The following is a 20,960-nucleotide window of genomic DNA, read 5'->3' as shown; positions in this document are numbered from 1 at the left end:
TACGGGGAGAGATGTTTCCACGGCTCAGCCGCGCTTCGCGCGGGCGAACGCCTCGGCCAGGGCGTTGTTGGCCGGCGCTGCGGAGGGCTTCGGCGCGCCACCGCGCGGGCCGTTGCCGGAGCGGCTGCGCGGATCACGCGCGCCGGCATCGCGGCGTGCGTCCTGCCGCGCCTCGCGCGGCGCCGGTGCGTCGTCCAGGCGACGCGTGAGCGCGATGCGCTTGCGCGCGACGTCGACCTCCAGCACCTTCACCTTGACGATGTCGCCGGCCTTCACCACCTCGCGCGGATCCTTCACGAACCTGTCGGCCAGCGCGGAGATGTGCACCAGCCCGTCCTGGTGCACGCCGATGTCGACGAAGGCGCCAAACGCCGCGACGTTGCTGACCACGCCTTCCAGGATCATGCCTTCGCGCAGGTCCCTGATGTCCTCGACGCCCTCGGCGAACTTCGCCGCCTTGAACTCGGGGCGCGGGTCGCGGCCGGGCTTTTCCAGCTCGGCGAGGATGTCGCGCACGGTGGGTTCGCCGAAGCGTTCGTCGACGTAGTCGCGCGCCCTGAGCGTGCGCACGAAACCGCCGTCGCCGACCAGCGCCTGGATTGGCCTGCCGGTCGCGGCGACGATGCGCTCGACCACCGGATAGGCCTCGGGGTGCACGGCCGAGGCGTCGAGTGGTTCGTCGCCGTCGGCGATGCGCAGGAAGCCGGCGCACTGCTCGAAGGTCTTCTCGCCCAGGCGCGGCACCTTGAGCAGGTCCTTGCGGCGCTTGAACGGGCCGTTGGCGTCGCGGTGCATGACGATGTTCTCCGCGACCGTCGACGACAGTCCCGACACGCGCGCCAGCAGCGCGCCCGAGGCGGTGTTGACGTGCACGCCGACCGCGTTCACGCAGTCCTCCACGCGCGCGTCGAGCGCGCGCGCGAGGCGGTACTGATCGACGTCGTGCTGGTACTGGCCCACACCGATCGCCTTGGGTTCGATCTTCACCAGTTCGGCCAGCGGGTCCTGCAGCCGGCGCGCGATCGACACCGCGCCGCGCAGCGAAACATCGAGGTTCGGGAACTCCTTCGCCGCCAGCTCCGATGCCGAATACACCGATGCGCCCGCCTCGCTGACCACGATCTTCTGCATCTTCAATTCGGGTACGAGCTTGAGCAGATCGCCGGCGAGCCGGTCGGTCTCGCGCGAGGCGGTGCCGTTGCCGATCGCGACCAGGTCCACACCGTGCGCGCTGCACAGCTTCTTCAGCGTCGCGAGCGAAGCGTCCCACTGCTTGCGCGGTTCGTGCGGGTAGATCGTGTCGGTGGCGACCAGCTTGCCGGTGGCGTCGACCACCGCAACCTTGACCCCGGTGCGCAGGCCGGGATCGAGCCCCAGCACCGCCTTCGGGCCGGCCGGCGCGGCCAGCAGCAGGTCCTTGAGGTTGTCGCCGAACACGGCGATGGCCTCGGCCTCGGCCTTCTCGCGCGCCTGCGCGAACAGGTCGATCAGCAGGTGCAGGTGCAGCTTGGCCTTCCACGCCAGGCGGCAGGCGCCGCGCAGCCAGGCGTCGGCGGCGCGGCCCTGGTCGCTGATGCCCGCATGCCGCGCGACGCGGCCTTCGGCATACAGGTGGCCGGCGTCGGGATCGGCGCCGGGTTCGAGGTCGAGGCTGAGGAATTCCTCGCGGCGGCCGCGGAAGAGTGCCAGCAGCCGATGCGAGGGAATTTTCGCCAGCGGTTCGGCGTGGTCGAAGTAGTCGCGGAATTTCTCGCCGGCGGCCTCCTTGCCTTCGGCCACCTTCGCGCGGATCACGCCGTTGGCGTCGAGCCACTGGCGCAGTTCGCCGATCAGCGCGGCGTCCTCGCCCCAGCGTTCGATCAGGATCGCGCGCGCGCCTTCGAGCGCGGCCTTGGCATCGGCGACGCCCTTGTCCGCATCCACGAATTGCGCGGCGAAATCCTCGGGCGCGCGCGTCGGGTCCTCGATCAGGCCGTCGGCCAGCGGCTCCAGCCCGGCCTCGCGCGCGATCTGCGCGCGGGTGCGGCGTTTCTGCTTGTAGGGCAGGTACAGGTCTTCGAGCCGCGCCTTGCTGTCGGCGGCCTCGATGTCGGCGCGCAGTGCGTCGCTGAGCTTGCCCTGCTCGTCGATGCTCGACAGGATCGCGGCGCGGCGGTCCTCCAGTTCGCGCAGGTAGGTCAGGCGCGTTTCCAGCGTGCGCAGCTGGGTGTCGTCGAGGCCGCCGGTGACTTCCTTGCGGTAGCGCGCGATGAAGGGCACGGTCGCGCCCTCGTCGAGCAGGGCGATGGCGGCGGTGGCCTGCTCGGGCCTGGCGCCGATCTCGTCGGCGATGGTCTGCGAAATCTTGCGCGCGAGCGCCGTGGAAATCTCGGGCATGTCGTCCGTGCTGCGTGCGGCGTCGCGCCGCGGAAGCGCGATTGTGGCAACCGCGGGCGCGTGCCGGAACCCGTTGACAGGCGCGGCAAAACCGGGGTCAGGGCCGATGCTGCCCCCGACGCTCAGGCGTCGCGCACCACCGCAGGGCCCGCATTGCGCCGCCGCCACGGCAGCGGGATGTTCAGCAGGATCAGCGCCAGCCACGCCAGCCGGCTGGAGGCCGACTCGCGATCGGGCGCGCGCAGCTGCGCATCGGCGGGCGCGGCCTCGTCGTCGATCGCGTACTCGCCGGCCTCCATCGCCTGCAGGATGGCGCGTGCGCGCACCGCGTCGGCGTCGGCCACGCGCACGCGGGTGCCGCCGATCGCCAGTCGCCATTCCCAGTTGGCGATGGCCAGGTGTTCGTCGCCGATGTGGGCGTCGATGCCCTCGGCCACGAGCAGGCCGCGCGCGATCTGCGCTTCGACCGGATCGAGATAGCTGGCGACGGTGGTGAACATGCGCAATGCGGTACGGATGCCTGTGGTTGGCGGACAGGCTACGCTAGTGCGGGACATCGCGGTGAACGGCGTCGCCGTTGCGGTGTCGTAGGCTCCCGGCAAACATCGTCGGCGCCATTCCGGCGCCCTTGCCGTCATTCCGGCGAACGCCAGGGTCGTCATCCCGGCGAAAGCCGGGATCCATTTTGATCCTGCCGTTCGGCGTGGACAGTAACAGCCAAATGGATCCCGGCTTTCGCCGGGATGACGGAAAGGGGGCTGGAACGGAAAAGGACTGGAACGGAAAAGGACTGGGACGGAAAGGGACTGGGACGGGAAGGCAGCCGCGACAGGAGCCGCGGCGGACACGGCGCTGAAGCGGGACAATGGCGGAACGGGAGGCAACCTTCATGCACAACCAACCGATGATCCGACAGGCATTCCAGGTCCCGTTGCTGGCCGCCGCACTGGCGCTGGCCGGCTGCGACGGCAGCGACGGCGACGCCGCATCCGCGCCTGCCACCACCGCCGACGTGTCCGCCCCCAGCCGCATCGAGGCCTGGGCGCTGCCCAGCACCCTGCCGGGATCGGCCTCGCCCAGCCTCGCCGTCACGCCCGACGGCAAGCTGCTGCTGGGCTGGATCAACTCGCAGAAGGGCCGCCGCCACATCTATCAGTTCAGCAGCTACGAACCGGCGTGGGGTCGCTGGATGCACGCGATGACCACCATCGCGGTCGGCAACAGCATGTTCGTCAACTGGGCCGACGTGCCGCACATGGCGGCCACGCCCGACGGCGCGCTGTGGGCGCACTGGCTGCAGAAGAGCGGCGAGGCGCCCTATGCCTACGACGTGGTGCTGACGCGCTCGCGCGACGGCGGCGCGAACTGGGCGGCGCCGGTGATGCCGCACGACGACGGCACCCGCACCGAGCACGGCTTCGTGTCGATGTGGGCGCAGGGCGAGGGCACGCTGGGCGTCGCCTGGCTGGACGGGCGCAACACCGGCGGTGGCGGGCACGACGGCCACGCAGGACATGCCGGCGGCGCGGGCGCGATGACGCTGCGCGCCGCGCTGTTCGACGCCGACCTGCAGCGCAGCGTCGAGGCCGAGATCGACGCACGCGTCTGCGACTGCTGCCAGACCGCGGTCGCGGTGACGGCGAAGGGCCCGCTGCTGGTCTACCGCGGCCGCAGCGACGACGAGGTGCGCGACATCCTCGCCACGCGCTTCGACGGCAGCGCGTGGAGCGCGCCGAAGCCGGTGCACGCCGATGGCTGGATCATGCCGGCCTGCCCGGTCAACGGTCCCGACGTCGCCGCGCTGGGCGAGGCAGTCGTGGCCGGCTGGTACACCGAGGCGACGGGCGTGCCGGAAGTGCGGCTTGCCGCCAGCAGCGACGCCGGCGACGGCTTCGCCGCGCCGGTGTCGCTCGACAGCGGCGCGGCGGTGCTGGGGCGCATCGCGCTCGCGCTCGACGCGCAGCAGGCCTGGGCGCTGTGGCTGCGCGAGGAAGGCGGGCGCCAGTCGCTGTGGCTGTCGCGGCGCAGCCACGACCTGTCCACCGAATACGAGCGCATCGAAGTGGCGAAGGTGGGCGGCGAAGGCCGCGGCACCGGCTTCCCGCAGCTCGCGGTGGTGGACGGCGTGGCCTTCGTCGCCTGGACCGACGTCGCCAACGGCGTGCCCAACCTCAAGGGCGTGCGCGTCGTGCGCGGGGACTGATCGGCGCCTGCAGCCCCGAGCCATGTCATCCCGAACGCAGAGAGGGATCTGCTTTCCCCGCGCGCGGACAGAAGATCCTTCGCTGCGCTCGGGATGACATCTCATAACAACATCAAACAGCGCTCTGCCGGAGAACAGGATCTGTCGACACGGATGATCCAGATACTGCACGTGGATGCATGGCTCGCCGTCGTCGACAAGCCCGCCGGCCTGATGGTGCACGACAGCGCGCTCGCGCGCGGCGAGGACGACTTCCTCGCCGACCGCCTGCGCGAACAGTTCGGCCGCCCGGTCTTCCTCGTGCATCGCCTCGACCGTGCCACCAGCGGATGCCTGCTGCTGGCCTTCGATCGCGACACCGCGTCCGCGCTCGGCAAGACGCTGATGTCGGGCGAGGTCGAAAAGCATTACTTCGCCGTCTGCCGCGGCTGGCCGGACGAACGCTTCACGATCGACCATCCGCTCGACGGCGGCCCCGGCAAGCCATTGAAGAAGCCGGCACTGACGCATTTCGAACGGCTGGCCACCTGCGAGCTGGATCTGCCCTCGACGGGCTTCCCCACCTCGCGCTACGCGCTGCTGCGCGCAATGCCCGAGACCGGCCGCTTCCGCCAGATCCGCCGCCACCTCAAGCACGCCTCGCACCACCTGATCGGCGACACCAGCCACGGCGACGGTCGCCACAACCGCCATTTCCGCATGCTCGGCATCCACCGCATGCTGCTGCACGCGCAGCGGCTGGCGTTCGTGCATCCGCACACCGGCGAGCGCCTGGTGGTGGAGGCGCCGCCGGACGCGGAATTCTCGAAGGCGCTGGCGCTGTTCGGCCCGGCCCTACAATCGCCGGCATGAGCATCGCGATCCCCGAGGACGAACTGGTCGAACGCTTCGTCCGCGCCAGCGGCGCCGGCGGGCAGAACGTCAACAAGGTCGCGACCGCGGTCGAGCTGCGCTTCGACGTGGCGGGTTCGCCCTCGCTGCCCGAACCGGTGCGCGCGCGCCTGCTGGCCAGGCGCGACCGGCGCGTGACTGCCGACGGCGTGCTGGTGATCCAGGCGCAGCGCTTCCGCACCCAGGAGCGCAACCGCGAGGATGCGCGCGAACGGCTGCAGGCGTTCATCGAAAGCGGCCTGCACGCGCCGAAGCAGCGGATCGCCACCAAGCCGTCGCGTGGCGCGAAGGAGCGACGCCTGGGCGAGAAGCGCCAGCGTAGTACGATCAAGCAGTCGCGCACCCGGCGCGAATGGGACTGAAACCGGATCGGGACGGCCACGGCGTGGGAGGCGCATGACCGCAAGCAACGAGGTGGTGCCGCCGCTGCCGCCCAGCGCGCCGCGCGTGAAGCCCAATGCGTTCACCCGCTGGATCGGCCGCAGCGTGCTGCGGCTCGGTGGCTGGCGCGTGGTCGGGCCGCTGCCGGACGTGTCGAAGCTGGTGCTGATCGTGGCGCCGCATTCGTCGAACTGGGACGGCATCTGGGGCTTCGCCGCCAAGCTCGCGCTCGGCTTCGAGGCGAGGGTGCTGGGCAAGGCGCAGCTGTTCTGGTGGCCGCTCGGCCCGCTGCTGCGCAGGCTCGGCGTGATCCCGATCGACCGCAGCTCGCCGCAGGGCACGGTCGGGCAGGCGGTCGACATGATCCGCGGCAGCGAGCGCATCTGGTACGCGCTCACGCCCGAGGGCACGCGCAAGCGGGTCGAGAAGTGGAAGAGCGGCTTCTGGAAGATCGCGCACGAGGCGCAGGTGCCGATCCTGCCGGCGTACTTCCACTATCCGGAGAAGCGCATCGGCGTCGGACCCCTGTTCACCACCAGCGGCGACATGGCCGCGGACATCGCGGCGCTGCGCGAGTGGTACCGGCCGTGGATGGGGAGGAATCGCGGGACGGTTTGAGGCGGTCCCGTTGCCGGGAAAACGCCATCCCCAAAGCGTGGCATGCGTCGCGGATTCGCCGCGGAAGCATTTCCGAATGCCACCTGTCCGGTTTGAATCCGCCCGCCCGGAACGCTAAGGTCCGGATCTGGAACCCGCCCGCGGTTCCGGCGCGGACACGGAGGTTTGCATGGACGGGACACCAGGCGCAGGACGCACGCCGCTGCGTCCGATCATGGCGGCCGTGATGGCCGCATCATTGGCGACAACCGGATGCCAGGGCATGGCAATGACGACACAGGACGTGGCATCGCAAGGGGCCGCACGGCCGGACAATACGGTCGCCGACTGGCCGCTGAAGTTCGTGCAGCACAACTTTGGCGCTTTCAGCCATTCGACCTACGGCTGCGTCGTGGACTACAACGGTTTCCGGCACCTGTCGGAACCGGACGACGTGCTGCAGCCCGCCGTGGAGGATGTTCACCCGGACAGCCGTGGGAACATGCCGTCCGGCTACATCGGGGTCATGAACTTCCCGGCGCCGGCGCGCGTGCGCTGGCGTTCGAAGGATGGCTCGGCGCACGAGGTGGAAGTCGACATCGCCGCGATCTTCCGCGACCAGCTGATCCTGCACGAAGTCCCCCGCGAGGATGTCGCCGAGGGCGTGTCGATCCTCAATCCGGACATCCTGCTGGAAGTGGACGATCGAACCATCAATGTCCACATGCGGGCGCGAATCCCGACGAAATCCCTGAGGACGCCGGGGAATCCACACAGTGATTTTCGCAGGGACTTGGTCCTTGCCTGGAGTCGGACCTACTGATCCGGATCGACATGGAGGTTGAAGATGGGAGGGGAAAGGCATCCCGACGGCGTGGCGACATACCCGGCCACGGAAGAAGATCTGGCGAGCTATGACCGCGCCAGTCGCGAACTGGCCATGTTCAAGGCGCCCGCACTGGTGGATGCGGCGCAACCCAACGAGCGATTGTTCTTGGCAGCCTTCGACGGCACGGGCAACAGCCGGCTGAAGGATGCAGCGGAGAACCGGACCAACGTTGCGGAGATCTACGACCAGGCCGTGGAGCACGCGAAACGGGAAATCCGGTTCCGGGGCGACTCGGCGATCCATGCCGGCTATGTCGAGGGCGTCGGGACCCAGGGTGGACTGGGTGGCACGCGGGATCTGATTTCGGGACGAACGTACGAAGCGCGCCTGGAGGAGATGTATCTCCAGTTCGTGACCCAGGCAAAGGACTGGATCGACAGGAACCCGGACGCCGACATCCGCATCGCCGCCATCGGCTTCAGCCGCGGCGCCGAACAGGCGGCGGGCTTCACCCGTCTGGTCGAGGAGCGCGGCATCCTGAACCCTGAAGGCGTGGAGGTGGTCCGCGGCCGCGACGGCCTGATCGAGCGCGTGACCTACGCCGGACCGCCGCTGCGCGAGCCGGGCAGCGTGGTGCAGGCGGTCGGCCTGTTCGATCCGGTCGGCACGGGCGTGCCGCGCGACCACGACCGGCGTCCCGCCGCGTCGGTGGTGTCGGGTTTCCAGATCACGGCCGACGACGAGCGCCGCAACCTGTTCCAGGGCACGCGGATCACGGATTCCGGCATCACCGAGGACGGCCGCTTCCTCAATGTGACCGTCGCCGGCGCGCACAGCGACATCGGCGGCAGCTACCGGCTCGACGGCCTGTCCGTCCGCAGCGGCAACCTGATGATCGACTACCTCAACGCGCTTGGTGACCGGCCGTTCCTCGTCAAGCGCGAGGTGCCGTCGGATCCGGCGCGCAACGTGATCCACCGCTCCGAGCAGCACCAGTTCTTCTATCGCACCTCGGAGTTCGATCGCCACGGCGCGCGCGTCCACCAGGAGGAACTGGCTCCGCCGGCCCTGTGCCGGATCGACTGTCGCGACGCGGTTCCGCGCAACGAGGCGATGGCGGCCGGGCTGGCGTGGCGACAGGTGGAGATGGGCCCGGTGCCGGGCGCGAGGCAGGCCGCAGAGCCCGCGATCTCCGGGCACGGCGACGTCGTCCAGCGCCTGCTGGAGCAGGCGAAGCAGGGCAACGCGGCGACCATCGACGCGACGGCCCGCGACTACCTGAACGGCGAAGCCGGACAGGCCTGGCTGCAGCAGGCGCAAACACGACTACAGGAGATGGAGCACGCCCGGATGATGGATGCCCCTGCCCACGCGATATCGACGCCGGAGCCCGCGCAACGCTGAAAGATCGATCCCGTCATCCGACCGACAGGCGCGATCGGGCGCAACCTCAGCGCTCCGAATGCCCGCCCTCGTAGTAATCGCGGCGCAGGAACAGGTCGGGGTGGATCATGTCCATGAAGGCGCGCGCCTGCGGCGAGGGTAGCTTGCCCTTGCGCATCACCACGCCGTAGCTGCGCGCAGGGAAGAAGCGGTCCAGCGGGCGGGTGACGATGCGGCCGCGGTCGGCCTCGGTCAGGCAGATCGAGGACAGGATGCTGATGCCCATGCCCATCGCCACGTACTGCTTGATCACCTCCCAGCCGCCGACCTCCAGCGCCACGGTGTAGGGCACGCGGTTCTGCTGGAACACCAGGTCCACCAGCCGCCAGGTGATCTGGCGCTTGGGCGGCAGGATCAGGCCGTGTTGGCCGATGTCGGCCAGGGTCAGGTCGTCCTTGTCGGCCAGCGGGTGCCCGGGCGGCAGCACCAGCTGCTGTTCGAAGCGGTGCAGCGGCTCGTAGACCAGGTCGGTCGGCACGTCGTGCATCGAGCCGACCACCAGGTCCACGGCGTCGGTGCGCAGCAGGTCGGTGCCGTCGGCGCTGACGGTGTTGTGCAGGCTCAGGCGCACGTCGGCGTGGCGCTCGCGGAAGCGCTCCACGATCCGCGGCAGCAGGTAGAGGATGGTCGAGCTGTTGGCGGCGATGTTGAGCTCGCCCGCGTCCAGGCCCTTGAGCTGGTTGCGGAAGGCGGTGGGCAGGGTGTCGATGCCGTCGACCAGCGGCCGCGCCAGTTCGTACAGCGCCTCGCCGGCGCGGGTCGGCACCAGCCGCCGGCCGCTGCGCTCGAACAGTTTCTGCCCCAGCTCGCGCTCCAGCGCCTGCAGCTGCAGGGTGATCGCCGGCTGGCTGACGTACAGCGCCTCGGCCGCGCGCGACACCGATCCCAGCCGCGCGGTCTGGCAAAACGCCCGCAGCGGCTTCAGACGATCGGCCTTGTAGGCGAATCTGGGGGTCGAAGGCATTGATTCGCAACGTTTATTTGAAAAACTTATGAATTACATTGAAAAAACTGTGTTGTCAAATAATTACGCCGGGCGGATGGTGCTGCTGCACCGCAATATCCACTGGAGCCCGCAATGTCCGCCGTCCTGAAGCCCTCCCCGATCGCTCCCGGCATCCAGCTGCCGGATTCCGCCGCCACCGCCGACCTGATCGACGACGGCGCGCAGGCCTTCCTGGCCGGGCTGCATCGCCGGTTCGAGCCGGAGCGGCAGGCGCGGCTCGCAGCCCGCCGCCGCCGCCAGGCCGAGTTCGACGCCGGCGCCCTGCCCGACTTCCGCGAGGACACCCGCGCGATCCGCGACGGCGACTGGCGCGTGGCGCCGGCGCCGGAGGCGCTGCAGGACCGCCGGGTCGAGATCACCGGCCCGGTCGATCCGAAGATGGTCATCAACGCGCTGAACTCGGGCGCGAGCTGCTACATGGCCGATTTCGAGGATTCGACCACGCCGACCTGGGAGAACCTGGTCACCGGCCAGCGCGCTCTGCGCGAGGCGATCGAAGGCGCGCTGGCGTTCACCGGCGACAATGGCAAGCGCTACGAACTGCGCCCCGAGGACGAGCGCGCGGTGCTGATCGTGCGTCCGCGCGGCTGGCACCTGGACGAGAAGCACGTGCTGGTCGACGGGGAACGCATGTCCGGCGCCCTGTTCGACCTGGGCCTGTACGCCTGGCTCAACGCGAAGGCGCTGGCGGCGAAGGATCGTGGCCCCTACTTCTACCTCCCCAAGCTGCAGTCGATGGAGGAGGCCGCGCTGTGGAACGCCGTGCTCTCGCACGTCGAGCGCGAGCTGGGCCTGCCGCAGGGGCAGATGAAGGTCACGGTGCTGATCGAGACGCTGCCGGCCGCGTTCGAGATGGACGAGATCCTGCACGCGCTGCGCGAGCGCATCGTGGGGCTCAACTGCGGACGCTGGGACTACATCTTCTCCTACATCAAGACCCTGCGCGCGCACCGCGACCGCGTGCTGCCCGAGCGCGGCCAGGTGACGATGGTCCAGCCGTTCCTCAAGGCCTACTCGGAGCTGCTGATCCAGACCTGCCACCGCCGCGGCGCGCACGCGATGGGCGGCATGGCCGCGCAGATCCCGATCAACAACGACGCCGAGGCCAACGAGCAGGCGCTGGCGCGGGTGCGCGCGGACAAGCTGCGCGAGGTCACCGCCGGCCACGACGGCACCTGGGTCGCGCATCCGGCGCTGATCCCGCTGGCGCGCGAGGTGTTCGACGAGCGCATGCCCTCGAAGCACCAGCAGCACCTGGGCCGCGAGGAGGTCATCGTCACGCAGCGCGACCTGCTGGCGCCGTCGCTGGGCACGATCACGCGCATCGGCTTCGAGAGCAACGTCGAGGTCTGCGTGCGCTACCTCGCCGCCTGGCTCGACGGCAACGGTTGCGTGCCGATCCACTGGCTGATGGAGGATGCCGCCACCGCCGAGATCGCGCGCACCCAGCTGTGGCAGTGGCTGCACGCCGGCGACAAGGGCGGCACCCCGCTGCACCTGCACGACGGCACCGTCATCGACGAGGCGCTGTTCGACCGCGTGCTGCTCAACCTGCCCTCGCGCCTGGCCGGCCAGCCGATGCCGGGCGCCGCGCGCGTGCAGGAAGCGATCGCGTTGCTCGAGGAGCTGACCCATCGCCGCACGCTCGAGGACTTCCTGACGCTGCCGGCTTACGAGCGGATCTGAAGAGCGGTGATTGGTGATTCGTGATTGGTGATTGGAAAAAACCGATCCCGTTCGCGAACGCCAGCCATCCGCTCTTTCGGATCACCAATCACCAATCCACGAATCACGGCTCCACCGGAGACCCCCATGACCACCCAGAAGAACCAGATCAACGCCCTGCAGCAGCAGTGGAACACCGACCCGCGCTGGGCCGGCGTCGAGCGCCCGTACTCGGCCGCCGACGTCGTGCGCCTGCGCGGCAGCCTGCAGCCCGAATACACGCTCGCCAGGCGCGGCGCGGAGAAGCTGTGGACGCTGGTCAACGGCGGCGCGAAGAAGGGCTATGTCAACGCCTTCGGCGCGATCAGCGCCGGCCAGGCGATGCAGCAGGCCAAGGCCGGGCTGGAGGCGGTGTACCTGTCGGGCTGGCAGGTCGCGGCCGACGGCAACACCTCCGAGGCCATGTACCCGGACCAGTCGCTGTACGCCTACGACTCGGTGCCGACGATGGTGCGCCGGATCAACAACACCTTCCAGCGCGCCGACGAGATCCAGTGGAAGAACATCTGCGACGGCAAGATGAAGGAAGAAGATGCCATCGACTTCTTCCTGCCGATCGTCGCCGACGGTGAGGCCGGCTTCGGCGGCGTGCTCAACGCCTACGAGCTGATGAAGAACATGATCGGCGCCGGCGCCGCCGCGGTGCACTTCGAGGACCAGCTGGCCGCGGTGAAGAAGTGCGGCCACATGGGCGGCAAGGTGCTGGTGCCCACCCAGGAGGCGGTGCAGAAGCTGGTGGCCGCGCGCCTGGCCGCCGACGTGCTCGGCGTGCCGACCGTGGTGCTGGCGCGCACCGACGCGGAAGCCGCGAACCTGCTGACCTCCGACTTCGACGCCAACGACAAGCCCTTCGTCACCGGCAACCGTACCGCGGAAGGCTTCTACAAGGTGAAGAACGGCCTGGAGCAGGCGATCAGCCGCGGCATCGCCTACGCGCCCTACGCCGACCTGGTGTGGTGCGAGACCGGCACGCCGGACCTGGGCTTCGCGCGCGAGTTCGCGCAGGCCGTGCACGCCAAGCACCCGGGCAAGCTGCTGTCGTACAACTGCTCGCCGAGCTTCAACTGGAAGAAGAACCTCGACGACGCGACCATCGCGAAGTTCCAGGACGAACTGGCGGCGCTGGGCTACAGGTACCAGTTCATCACCCTGGCCGGCATCCACATCAACTGGTTCAACACCTTCAAGTTCGCGCACGACTACGCGCGCGGCGAGGGCATGAAGCACTACGTCGAGCAGGTGCAGGAGCCGGAGTTCGCCGCGCGCGAAAAGGGCTACACCTTCGTCTCGCACCAGCAGGAAGTGGGCGCGGGCTACTTCGACGACGTGACCACGGTGATCCAGGGCGGCGCGTCGAGCGTGACCGCGCTCAAGGGATCGACCGAGGAGGAGCAGTTCGAGCGCTCGCACGCGGTTGCGGCCTGAGGACGCGGCACGGCGAGGGCTAAGGAGTGGGAGGGAGGGAACGGCCGGGCGTGATGCCCGGCCGTTTTCTTGTCGGGACTTCGGTGGCCCCCACCCCGGCCCTCCCCCGCAGGCGGGGGAGGGAGGAGGAGCCGGCCGCTTTTGGCTCCCTCCCCCGCCTGCGGGGGAGGGCCGGGGTGGGGGCCAGCCGACGCCAGGATTCCTACTCCAGGTCCGCCTCGCCCACCGCCGCCTCCAGCGGCACGCCATTGGCCTTGAGCCAGGCGACGACCTGCCGGCGTTCCTCCAGCGCGCGGTCGTTGAGGATCGCGCGGTTGTAGCCGAAGTAGTACGACTGGAACGTCGCGCCGCCCGAGTTCTTCGCCAGCGGCGACGCGCCCTTGCCCAGCAGGGCCAGGATCGCCCCGCCGTTGTTGGTGCGCGCGGCGACGTGGAGCGGCGTGTCGCCGTTGTCGTCGGCGACGTCGGGATCGGCGCCGGCGGCCAGCAGCGCCGCGTACTGCCCCGCGTCCGGCGACAGCAGCGCCTGCACCAGCGGCGTGGCGCCGGTATGGGTGTTGCGTGCGTTGGCATCGCCGCCGTGGGCGAGCACCGCCTGCAGCAGCTCCGCCTTGCCGGAGAACGCGGCCGCATGCACCGCCGTATCGCCGCGTGGATCGGCACGATTGGGATCGGCGCCGCCTTCCAGCAGCACTTCCACGCTCGCCGTGCGGCCGCGCTTGATCGCCGCCATCAACAGCGTGCCGCCGTCGCTGCCGGGCGTGTCGGCGTCGATGCGTTCGAGCTGGCGCCGGATCTCGGGCGCGTCGCCGCGGTCCACGGCGTCGGCGAGCGCGGACAGTTCGGGATTGGAGAAGGCGTCGTTGCTCATGGACGGTCGGGCGCACCCAGCGGCGCAACAGAGGAGGAGCGCGGACACGATCGCGGGAAGGCGGCGCATGCGCGACATTTCAGGCCCGATCATAGCGCCGCGCAAGTGGGCATCGGCTTCACCGTGGCATCCGGGCGACTACCTGCCGAACAGCCCGCCGATGAAGTTGCCCACGCCCTGGGCGGCATCGGTCGCGCCCTGCGCCAGCCAGCCGGCGCCGTCGGCGAGCGTCTCGACGACCTGTCCGCCGGCATCGGCCACGAACTCGACCGCGTCGCCGCCGAAGTCGACCGTGCCCGACAGCACGTCGCCGACCCAGCCGTCCACATGCTCGTCGATCGTCGCGGCGAGCGAATCGGCATAGCGATCGACCGTATCGCCGGTGGAGTTGAAGGCGCCCTCGGCGAAGTCGCCGATCAGGCTTGCGCCGCCCTGCACGTAGCGGCCCTCGGCGAAGTCGCCGGCGACCACCGCGTCGATGTCGGTGGCGAAGTCGTGCACGTTGCGCGCGTAGTCGTCCTTGAGTTCGTCGGGCAGCAGGTTCTGCGCGTCGCGGCCGACATTGGACGGATTCTCGTAGCCCGCCTGCCAGGGCTCGCGCTCGATCATCGCTGCGGTCAGCGCATTGGGGCTGTGGCTGATCGCGGCGTAGCCGAGGGTGCCGGCGAGGTTGGCGGCGCCGGTCAGGACGCCCGTGACCGGGTTGATCGGCAGGAACGGGGTATGGCGGCCGACCTCGACGCCGGTGTTGATCAGCTCGCTCTGTTCGGGCGAGAAGCCTTCCATCGGCCCGTAGTTCGTGAACATGTTGTGTTCGTCCGCGGCCGCGGGATCGACCACGATCTGGGTGCCGATCGCGTCGGGCGCGACGATTCCGGTGATCCAGCTGTCCTGCGCGTTGGTCAGGGCGTCGCCCGACAGCGAATAGGCGCGGATCTGGCCGCCTTCGGCCAGGTCGCGCGCGCGCTGCGGGTCGATGCCCATGCGGTCGAAGGTGTTGGGATGGATGCCGGAGGCGTCGAAGGTGACCGCCGGCACGCCGCTGGCGATCGAACCGACCGAGGCCAGCCCGCCGCCCTGCGAATGGCCGGTGATCGCGAGGTTGCGCGATTCGCCACCCGGGTTGTCGCCGAACACGCGCGCGAACTCGACGGCGGTGTTGACCGCGGTGACGCTGAACTTGTCGCCGTCGTTGGTCTCGTAGCCCAGCCCTTGGCGGAAGTTGTTGTCCCAGTCGTCGGCGCCCTCGGCGGTGCCGCGGTAGGACAGCACGTAGTTGCCCTCGCCGTCGGTGTAGACCTCGGCGCGGAATTCCTGGTCGTTGCTCGGCACGCTGTCGTTGGCGCCGAGGTACTGCAGGCGCCAGGCCTGCGGGTCGGCCACGCCCATTTCCTGCAGCTGCGGGTCGGTGACCGCGCTCCAGCCTTCCGGCGGATCGCCGCGGGTGCCGTAGACCGCGGTCGCCAGCTGCGACAGGGTCACGTCGAAGGGTTGCGCCTGGGTGCCACTGGTGACGTCGCGCAGGGTGCTGCCGGCAGGGATGCCGTACTGGCCACCGGCCGCGGACGGCGGCGTGCCACCGGCGGGGGAGGTGGCCGGCGACTGCAGCTGCGGGTGGTAGCTGGTTTCGGGGCGATAGCCGCCATGGGTCGTGATCGGCGACACCAGCGGCGTCGTGGCGAACAGCGCCGACGGCGGCAGCTGCCAGCGCGAGCCGGAATCGATGACGGGTGAAATGCCGACGCCCATGGCGGTCTCCGTACCAACTGGTATGGCAAAGCTAGCGCGGCCGGGCGTTCCGTACAGCTAGGGCGTGCCCGAGGGCGAGGGCGGTTGCTGCGCCCGCGCACGCTGAATGAGCTTCCGCCGCGGGAAGGTGGACCGGGATGCCGCCAGGCCGCCCGGTCCGTCAGCCGCGCGTGTCGATCCCGAGATCCCCGGGCGACAGGCCGAGGTCGTCGATCGAATAGCGCTGGATGTGGTCGAGCGGATCGTCGACGTTGTCGCGGTATTTGTCGGCGGCGCTCTCGTGCGTCACCCACAGTTCTCCGTCGATGACGTTCAGGCCCTGCGCGTAGTGCGGCAGGTGGCCGACCTCGCGCGCGTCGCCGTCGGTGGAGAAGGTGGCCGGCGTGTCGGTCGTGGGCTGGAACACCAGGTCGTCGGCGGGCGCGGTCACGCCGCTGCCCAGCGAGGTGGAGAACAGCACGCCGGTGTCGGTGACCACCGCGCCCTGGGCGTATTTCGGCGCCTCGATGGAGCGGTAGTCGGCGGGGTCGAACAGGCCGGTATCGGGGTCGAGCGCGTAGCGACGCAGCTCGGCGTCGCGGGTCGGATCGTTGCGTCCGGAGAACGTGTTGGTGATGCCGGTGGAAGTGAAGTCGCCGACGTACAGGTGGCCGTCGTGCAGGGTGAGGTAGCTGGCGGAGATGTCGTTGCCGTCGCCGGCGTCGATCGGGATGCGTGCGATCGCCTCGACCGTCGGCGTCACCGGGCGCTGCAGCAGTTGCGAGGTGGACGGCTGTGCGTCCGGCCGCAGCGGCGGTCGCGGCGCTTCCGGCTGCAGGGCGGCCTCGACGTCGGTGCGTCGATAGACGTACACCTCCTGCGTGTCGGCGACATAGATGTATTCGCCGTCGGTGGCCACGCCGCCGCCCTTGGACGGCGCGCCGGCGTCGGGATCCTCCGGATCGCCGCCCAGGATGACCGAGACCTCGTCGGTCGCCGGATCGCATTCGGACACGATCTTCTGGAACGACAGCAGCACCTGCCCGCCGTCGTTGTAAGTCGACAGCACCTCGCCGCGGCCCGCGTCATGGCCCTGGCCCTGCGGGATCCAGTCCGAACCGGGACCCGAGTGCAGCAGGCGCGGGCCGTCCGTGCCCTGCAGGTGCAGGTCCAGCACGCGCTGGTTGAGCTCGCGGTTGAAATCGATCAGCGGGATCGGCGGAATCGGTGGGATCCAGGGATTCGTCGGGAACGCCATGTACTCGTGCCTCGGATGGATGGTCCTGTCACCGAGGATAGAAAGCCGCGCCGGCCCGCGAACCCTGGGGCAGACCCTTGCCTGGAGAAAAGGGGCCAGGTTCACTTGTTCGAAGACCTCGGGCGCCCGCGCGGTCCGATTCCCGCGGAGCAATCCTTCCATGCCCCGACTATTGCCTGGACATCCGTCTGGCGACCTCATCCAGCCTCTCGGGAGAAGTTCGGAAAGTTCTGAAGCAGATGTCAGAAGGTGACTCTGACACCGTCCTTCTCCCCCGACACCGTCCTTCTCCTCGGGCGCCGAGGCAGTTCATTCATGATGGTGTCCGGCCGATCGGGCGCGCCGATTACACGATCCGCATGCAGTGCCGCTACAATCCCGGCGGGAGGTCGTTGCCGTATACAGGGGATTACCGGGATGAAATCCAAGACACGTGCGTTCTCGCACGCGTGCATCTTGTTGTTGCTGGTGGGTTTTTCCGCCGTCGCCTCGGCGCAGTCAATGCCGAAACCCGAGGAGTTCTATTTCGACGAGGATCCGGGCGTGACGCGCGCCATCGTCGCCATTCCCGGCAGCGACGACGCGACCGTCGAGCAGCTCGCGCGCCAGATGAAGCGTGGCGGCCGCAATGCCGACGAGGTGGTCGCGCAGCTCGCGCACCTGTCGATGGCCTCTGGCCGCATCGACAACGGCAAGGCGCTGTACGCACGCGCCGTGGAGCTGACCACCAGCGGCAGCACCCTGCGCCGTGCCGTGCACTGGAACCAGGCCTGGGACCTGTACCGCGCGGGCGACGTCGAGGGCGCGCTGGCGCAATGGCCGCAGGCGTTCAGCAACCGCATCGTCCATCCGGCATGGGTGCCGCCGACGCTGGCGTTGGCCCTGTGGAAGCTCGATCGCCGGGAGGAAGCCGTCGCGTGGTACGCCGCCGCCGTGCGCACCTATCCCGAGCGCTGGTCGAACCCGTCCGCGCTGCCCGGCCTGCTGCCGGACTGGAGCGAGGCCGACCGCGCCGTGCTCGCCGAAGTGCTGGCGGCCTGGCGCGAGAATCCGCCCGCCTGGCCCTGACCGGTCCGGAGATCCGCGATCGATCCGGTGCCGATCATCGCGATCGGCTTGACGGCCTGCGCGATTGAAGGTCGTCATCCCCGCGAAAGCGGGGATCCAGCGTCGTTGCGTAAAGCCAAATGGATGACCAGCCATTCGGCTGTTGAAAAGCGCTTCCCGCTTTCGCGGGGATGACGATGGCGTCTGCTTCCGCGACCGCGAAAAGGCCCCTTGAGGGGTCGGCGATCGTTCTGCCGGTCACGGCCATGCGTTATGTTGCCGCCTTCCCGGATTCACGAGGTCCATCGATGAAGGCAAGAGCGCTCGTCCTGTGGGCCGCGCTGCTGTCCGCGCCGGCACTGCACGCCGCCGACCGCATCACCGGCCAGCCGTTCGCGACCCGCAGCGAGGTCCATGCCCCGCACGCGATGGCGGCGACCTCGCATCCGCTGGCCACCCAGGTCGCGCTCGACGTGATGAAGGCGGGCGGATCGGCGGTCGACGCCGCGATCGCCGCCAACGCGGCGCTCGGGCTGATGGAGCCGACCGGCAACGGCATCGGCGGCGACCTGTTCGCCATCGTCTGGGATCCGGCGACGAACAAGCTGCACGGCTACAACGGCTCCGGGCGCTCGCCGAAGTCGCTGACCCTGGCCGAGTTCGAGCGCCGCGGGCTGACCGACATCCCGCCGCACGGCCCGCTGCCGGTCACCGTGCCGGGCGCGGTCGACGGCTGGTTCGCGCTGCACGCGCGCTTCGGCAAGCGCACGATGGCGCAGAACCTCCAGCCCGCGATCCGCTACGCGCGCGAAGGCCATCCGGTGCACGAGGTGATCGCGTACTACTGGGATCGTTCGGTGCCGCGGCTGTCGAAGTGGCCGGGCTTCAGCGAACAGTTCACGATCGACGGGCGCGCGCCGCGCACCGGCGAGACCTGGAAGAACCCCAACCTCGCCAACACCCTGCAACAGATCGCCGACGGCGGCCGCGACGCGTTCTACAAGGGCGACATCGCACGCACCATCGACGCCTACTTCAAGGCCAACGACGGCTTCCTCTCCTACGACGATCTGGCCGCGCATGCCGGCGAGTGGGTCGATCCGGTGTCGACGAACTATCGCGGCGTCGAGGTCTGGGAGCTGCCGCCAAGCGGGCAGGGCATCGCCGCGCTGCAGATCCTCAACCTGCTGGAACCGCATGACCTGAAGTCGTACGGCTTCGGCAGCCCCGAGCACGTGCACCTGTTCGTCGAGGCCAAGAAGCTCGCCTTCGCCGACCGCGCGCGCTGGTACGCCGACCCCGCCTTCCATCCGGCGCCGGTGGCCAGGCTCATTTCCAAGGACTACGCGCGCGAACGCGGCAAGCTGATCTCGATGGAGCGCGCGCTGCGCGAGGTGCAGCCCGGTACGCCGAAGCAGCTCGACGAGGGCGACACCATCTACCTGACCGTCGCCGACCGCGAGGGCATGATGGTCTCGCTGATCCAGTCCAACTATCGCGGCATGGGCAGCGGCATGGCGCCGCCGGGACTGGGCTTCATCCTGCAGGACCGCGGCGAGCAGTTCGTGCTCAGGGCCGACCATCCCAACGGCTACGCGCCGGGCAAGCGTCCGTTCCACACCATCATCCCCGCGTTCGCGACGAAGGACGGCAAGCCCTGGCTGAGCTTCGGGGTGATGGGCGGCGCGATGCAGCCGCAGGGCCACGTGCAGATCCTGCTCAACCTGATCGACTTCGGCATGAACCTGCAGGAGGCCGGCGACGCGCCGCGCATCCAGCACGACGGCTCCACCGAACCGGCCGGCCAGGCCGTCGCGATGCACGACGGCGGCGAGGTCGACCTCGAGACCGGCTTCCCGTACGAGACCGTGCGCGCGCTGATGCGCAAGGGCCACAGCGTGCGCTTCGCCGACGGCCCCTACGGCGGCTACCAGGCGATCATGGTGAATCCGCACGGCGGCTACGTCGGCGCCAGCGAGTCGCGCAAGGACGGGCAGGCGGCGGGGTATTGAGGTCACGTTCTTCCGTCGGGAACGTCGTGGAGGGAGTCCGGAAGCCGGCTTGACCGGTCTCCGGCTGCCGCAATGTGACGAGGTTTTCGGGAATCCCTTACGCTGCCTTCATGTTCACTGGATCTACCGCGATGATCAGAAGACTGTTGCTCTGCGCCTTGCTGGTGGTGCCCTCATTCGCGCACGCGCAGCACGACAATGTGGAATGGGGCTACGAAGCGTCCGCGCAGGAGCAGGCCCGCGCCGACGCCTACAGGAGTCATGCACTGCGCGTTGCCGATGGACTGGCGGATACGGGCGGGTCCCGGGAACTCGTGCTGGCGGCGATACAGCGCAGATCCGCGCTGACGATGATCCGCGATGGCGACGCGCCATCGTTCCGCGTGCCTCCCGATGCCGAGGCCGGGGCATGGATGCGCGCGGCGGCGGCGCGTGCAGGCGACGACGTGATCGCGAACCAGTTGCTCGTCGGCGCGGCCAGGGGGGAGGATTCTGCGATCCGCCGCGACGCGGCGCGGCGCTGGCAGGCGGCCGAGCCCGACAACCTCATGCCGCTGCTGTACCTGGACCTGCCCACGGACGAACTGCTGGTTCAGGCCAGGCGTTCCATCCACGTGGAAACGCATATGTACGACGGTGTGCGCTGGATGGTGTCGGCCCTGCTGCGGCATCCTCCGACGCCGATGGAAAGGGCGGCGATCGCCGATGGCGGGCCATACGTCGCGGAGGAGGCCGCCGCGATCTCGGCGATGGGCATTTGGCTCGCTTTCGTTGGGCCGAACCTGTTGCCGCTGAGGCAAGCGTGCGGGGACGCCGAACTGCGGGTGGTCCCTGCGCGCGCCGCCGATTGCCGTCACGTCGCGACCCTGTTGGCGGACCGGTCCGGATCCGCGATGGAACAGGGGATCGGGTTGCTCATGCTGCGTGAGCTGGCCGGAAGCCAGGCCGAGCGCGAAGCGATCGACGTGCGCAGGAAGCGCAGGGACTGGCAGATGCAGCGCTGGGGAGCATTGGCGGCGCAGCAACCTCGCGATGGCGCCGAGCAGTTCGTGCGCCTGCTCGCCGATCCCGCCATCCGCACCGAACAGCAACTGGTCGAGCGTGTGCTGCAGGAAGCCGGCGTATCGCTCGAACCGCCCGCAGGCTGGACGCCGCCCGGACGCTGAGC

At 69.4% G+C, this 20,960-nt stretch carries 18 protein-coding genes; 12 read left to right on the top strand and 6 right to left on the bottom strand.

Annotation, left to right across the window (positions count from 1 at the left end; translation table 11 throughout):
- Positions 1-24: 24 nt before the first annotated feature.
- Positions 25-2,376 carry a Tex family protein gene (locus FQY83_RS13405; protein WP_146388464.1) on the bottom strand — a complete coding sequence of 784 codons (2,352 nt, stop codon included), beginning with the start codon at positions 2,374-2,376 and terminating at the stop codon, positions 25-27.
- A 122-nt stretch (positions 2,377-2,498) separates the two neighbouring features.
- Positions 2,499-2,876: a putative signal transducing protein gene (locus FQY83_RS13400; protein ID WP_158636510.1), complete on the bottom strand. Its 378-nt coding sequence runs from the start codon at positions 2,874-2,876 to the stop codon at positions 2,499-2,501.
- A gap of 404 nt (positions 2,877-3,280) precedes the next feature.
- Here FQY83_RS13400 and FQY83_RS17620 point away from each other — a divergent pair, with 404 nt between their 5' ends.
- From FQY83_RS17620 to FQY83_RS13370, 6 genes are all read left to right on the top strand, one after another.
- Positions 3,281-4,579 (top strand): sialidase family protein, encoded by a 1,299-nt coding sequence (locus FQY83_RS17620; RefSeq protein WP_158636509.1) that lies wholly within the window; start codon positions 3,281-3,283, stop codon positions 4,577-4,579.
- A gap of 153 nt (positions 4,580-4,732) precedes the next feature.
- A complete protein-coding gene (locus FQY83_RS13390; RefSeq protein ID WP_146388462.1) occupies positions 4,733-5,431 on the top strand; it encodes a pseudouridine synthase in 699 nt (232 codons plus the stop codon).
- The gene (gene arfB / locus FQY83_RS13385; protein WP_146388461.1) at positions 5,428-5,832 is read left to right on the top strand and encodes an alternative ribosome rescue aminoacyl-tRNA hydrolase ArfB; all 405 of its coding nucleotides are present in this window, start codon (positions 5,428-5,430) and stop codon (positions 5,830-5,832) included. Before FQY83_RS13390 ends, arfB begins: the two co-directional genes overlap by 4 nt.
- A 34-nt stretch (positions 5,833-5,866) precedes the next feature.
- On the top strand, positions 5,867-6,469 hold the full coding sequence (locus FQY83_RS13380) for a lysophospholipid acyltransferase family protein (protein WP_146388460.1): 603 nt from the start codon (positions 5,867-5,869) through the stop codon (positions 6,467-6,469).
- Positions 6,470-6,638: 169 nt separating this feature from the next.
- Positions 6,639-7,271: a hypothetical protein gene (locus tag FQY83_RS13375; RefSeq protein WP_146388459.1), complete on the top strand. Its 633-nt coding sequence runs from the start codon at positions 6,639-6,641 to the stop codon at positions 7,269-7,271.
- Between the two features lie 24 nt (positions 7,272-7,295).
- Complete coding sequence (locus FQY83_RS13370; RefSeq protein WP_146388458.1) at positions 7,296-8,681, top strand: T6SS phospholipase effector Tle1-like catalytic domain-containing protein; 1,386 nt, start codon at positions 7,296-7,298, stop codon at positions 8,679-8,681.
- Positions 8,682-8,727: 46 nt separating this feature from the next.
- Here FQY83_RS13370 and FQY83_RS13365 read toward each other — a convergent pair whose 3' ends face one another.
- Complete coding sequence (locus tag FQY83_RS13365) at positions 8,728-9,684, bottom strand: LysR family transcriptional regulator (RefSeq protein ID WP_146388457.1); 957 nt, start codon at positions 9,682-9,684, stop codon at positions 8,728-8,730.
- Between the two features lie 114 nt (positions 9,685-9,798).
- On the opposite strand from FQY83_RS13365, the gene aceB reads away from it, so the two are divergent.
- Together aceB and aceA are read left to right on the top strand one after the other, a co-directional pair.
- A complete protein-coding gene (gene aceB / locus FQY83_RS13360; protein WP_146388456.1) occupies positions 9,799-11,412 on the top strand; it encodes a malate synthase A in 1,614 nt (537 codons plus the stop codon).
- A gap of 126 nt (positions 11,413-11,538) precedes the next feature.
- Positions 11,539-12,876 carry an isocitrate lyase gene (aceA, locus tag FQY83_RS13355; protein ID WP_146388455.1) on the top strand — a complete coding sequence of 446 codons (1,338 nt, stop codon included), beginning with the start codon at positions 11,539-11,541 and terminating at the stop codon, positions 12,874-12,876.
- Between the two features lie 202 nt (positions 12,877-13,078).
- Here the strand turns inward: aceA and FQY83_RS13350 are convergent, their stop codons facing one another.
- The 3 genes from FQY83_RS13350 to FQY83_RS13340 all read right to left on the bottom strand — a co-directional run bounded on the left by FQY83_RS13350 (position 13,079) and on the right by FQY83_RS13340 (position 16,733).
- On the bottom strand, positions 13,079-13,747 hold the full coding sequence (locus tag FQY83_RS13350) for an ankyrin repeat domain-containing protein (RefSeq protein WP_158636508.1): 669 nt from the start codon (positions 13,745-13,747) through the stop codon (positions 13,079-13,081).
- A gap of 138 nt (positions 13,748-13,885) precedes the next feature.
- On the bottom strand, positions 13,886-15,496 hold the full coding sequence (locus tag FQY83_RS13345; RefSeq protein WP_146388453.1) for a Tle-like phospholipase domain-containing protein: 1,611 nt from the start codon (positions 15,494-15,496) through the stop codon (positions 13,886-13,888).
- 160 nt (positions 15,497-15,656) lie between these two features.
- Complete coding sequence (locus FQY83_RS13340; RefSeq protein ID WP_146388452.1) at positions 15,657-16,733, bottom strand: hypothetical protein; 1,077 nt, start codon at positions 16,731-16,733, stop codon at positions 15,657-15,659.
- 417 nt (positions 16,734-17,150) lie between these two features.
- Between FQY83_RS13340 and FQY83_RS13335 the strand changes: the two genes are divergently transcribed.
- The 4 genes from FQY83_RS13335 (at position 17,151) to FQY83_RS13325 (ending at position 20,958) form a co-directional block, all read left to right on the top strand.
- Complete coding sequence (locus FQY83_RS13335) at positions 17,151-17,801, top strand: tetratricopeptide repeat protein (RefSeq protein WP_146388451.1); 651 nt, start codon at positions 17,151-17,153, stop codon at positions 17,799-17,801.
- Positions 17,802-17,828: 27 nt separating this feature from the next.
- A complete protein-coding gene (locus FQY83_RS17615; protein WP_158636507.1) occupies positions 17,829-17,975 on the top strand; it encodes a hypothetical protein in 147 nt (48 codons plus the stop codon).
- Between the two features lie 113 nt (positions 17,976-18,088).
- A complete protein-coding gene (ggt, locus tag FQY83_RS13330) occupies positions 18,089-19,792 on the top strand; it encodes a gamma-glutamyltransferase (RefSeq protein ID WP_146388450.1) in 1,704 nt (567 codons plus the stop codon).
- A gap of 131 nt (positions 19,793-19,923) precedes the next feature.
- On the top strand, positions 19,924-20,958 hold the full coding sequence (locus FQY83_RS13325; RefSeq protein ID WP_146388449.1) for a hypothetical protein: 1,035 nt from the start codon (positions 19,924-19,926) through the stop codon (positions 20,956-20,958).
- Positions 20,959-20,960 lie beyond the last annotated feature (2 nt).

This window comes from Luteimonas marina (genome assembly GCF_007859325.1).
Classification (GTDB): domain Bacteria; phylum Pseudomonadota; class Gammaproteobacteria; order Xanthomonadales; family Xanthomonadaceae; genus Luteimonas; species Luteimonas marina.
Note: the sequence above shows the minus strand (reverse complement) of the source record. Positions and strands in the feature narration are given on the sequence as shown.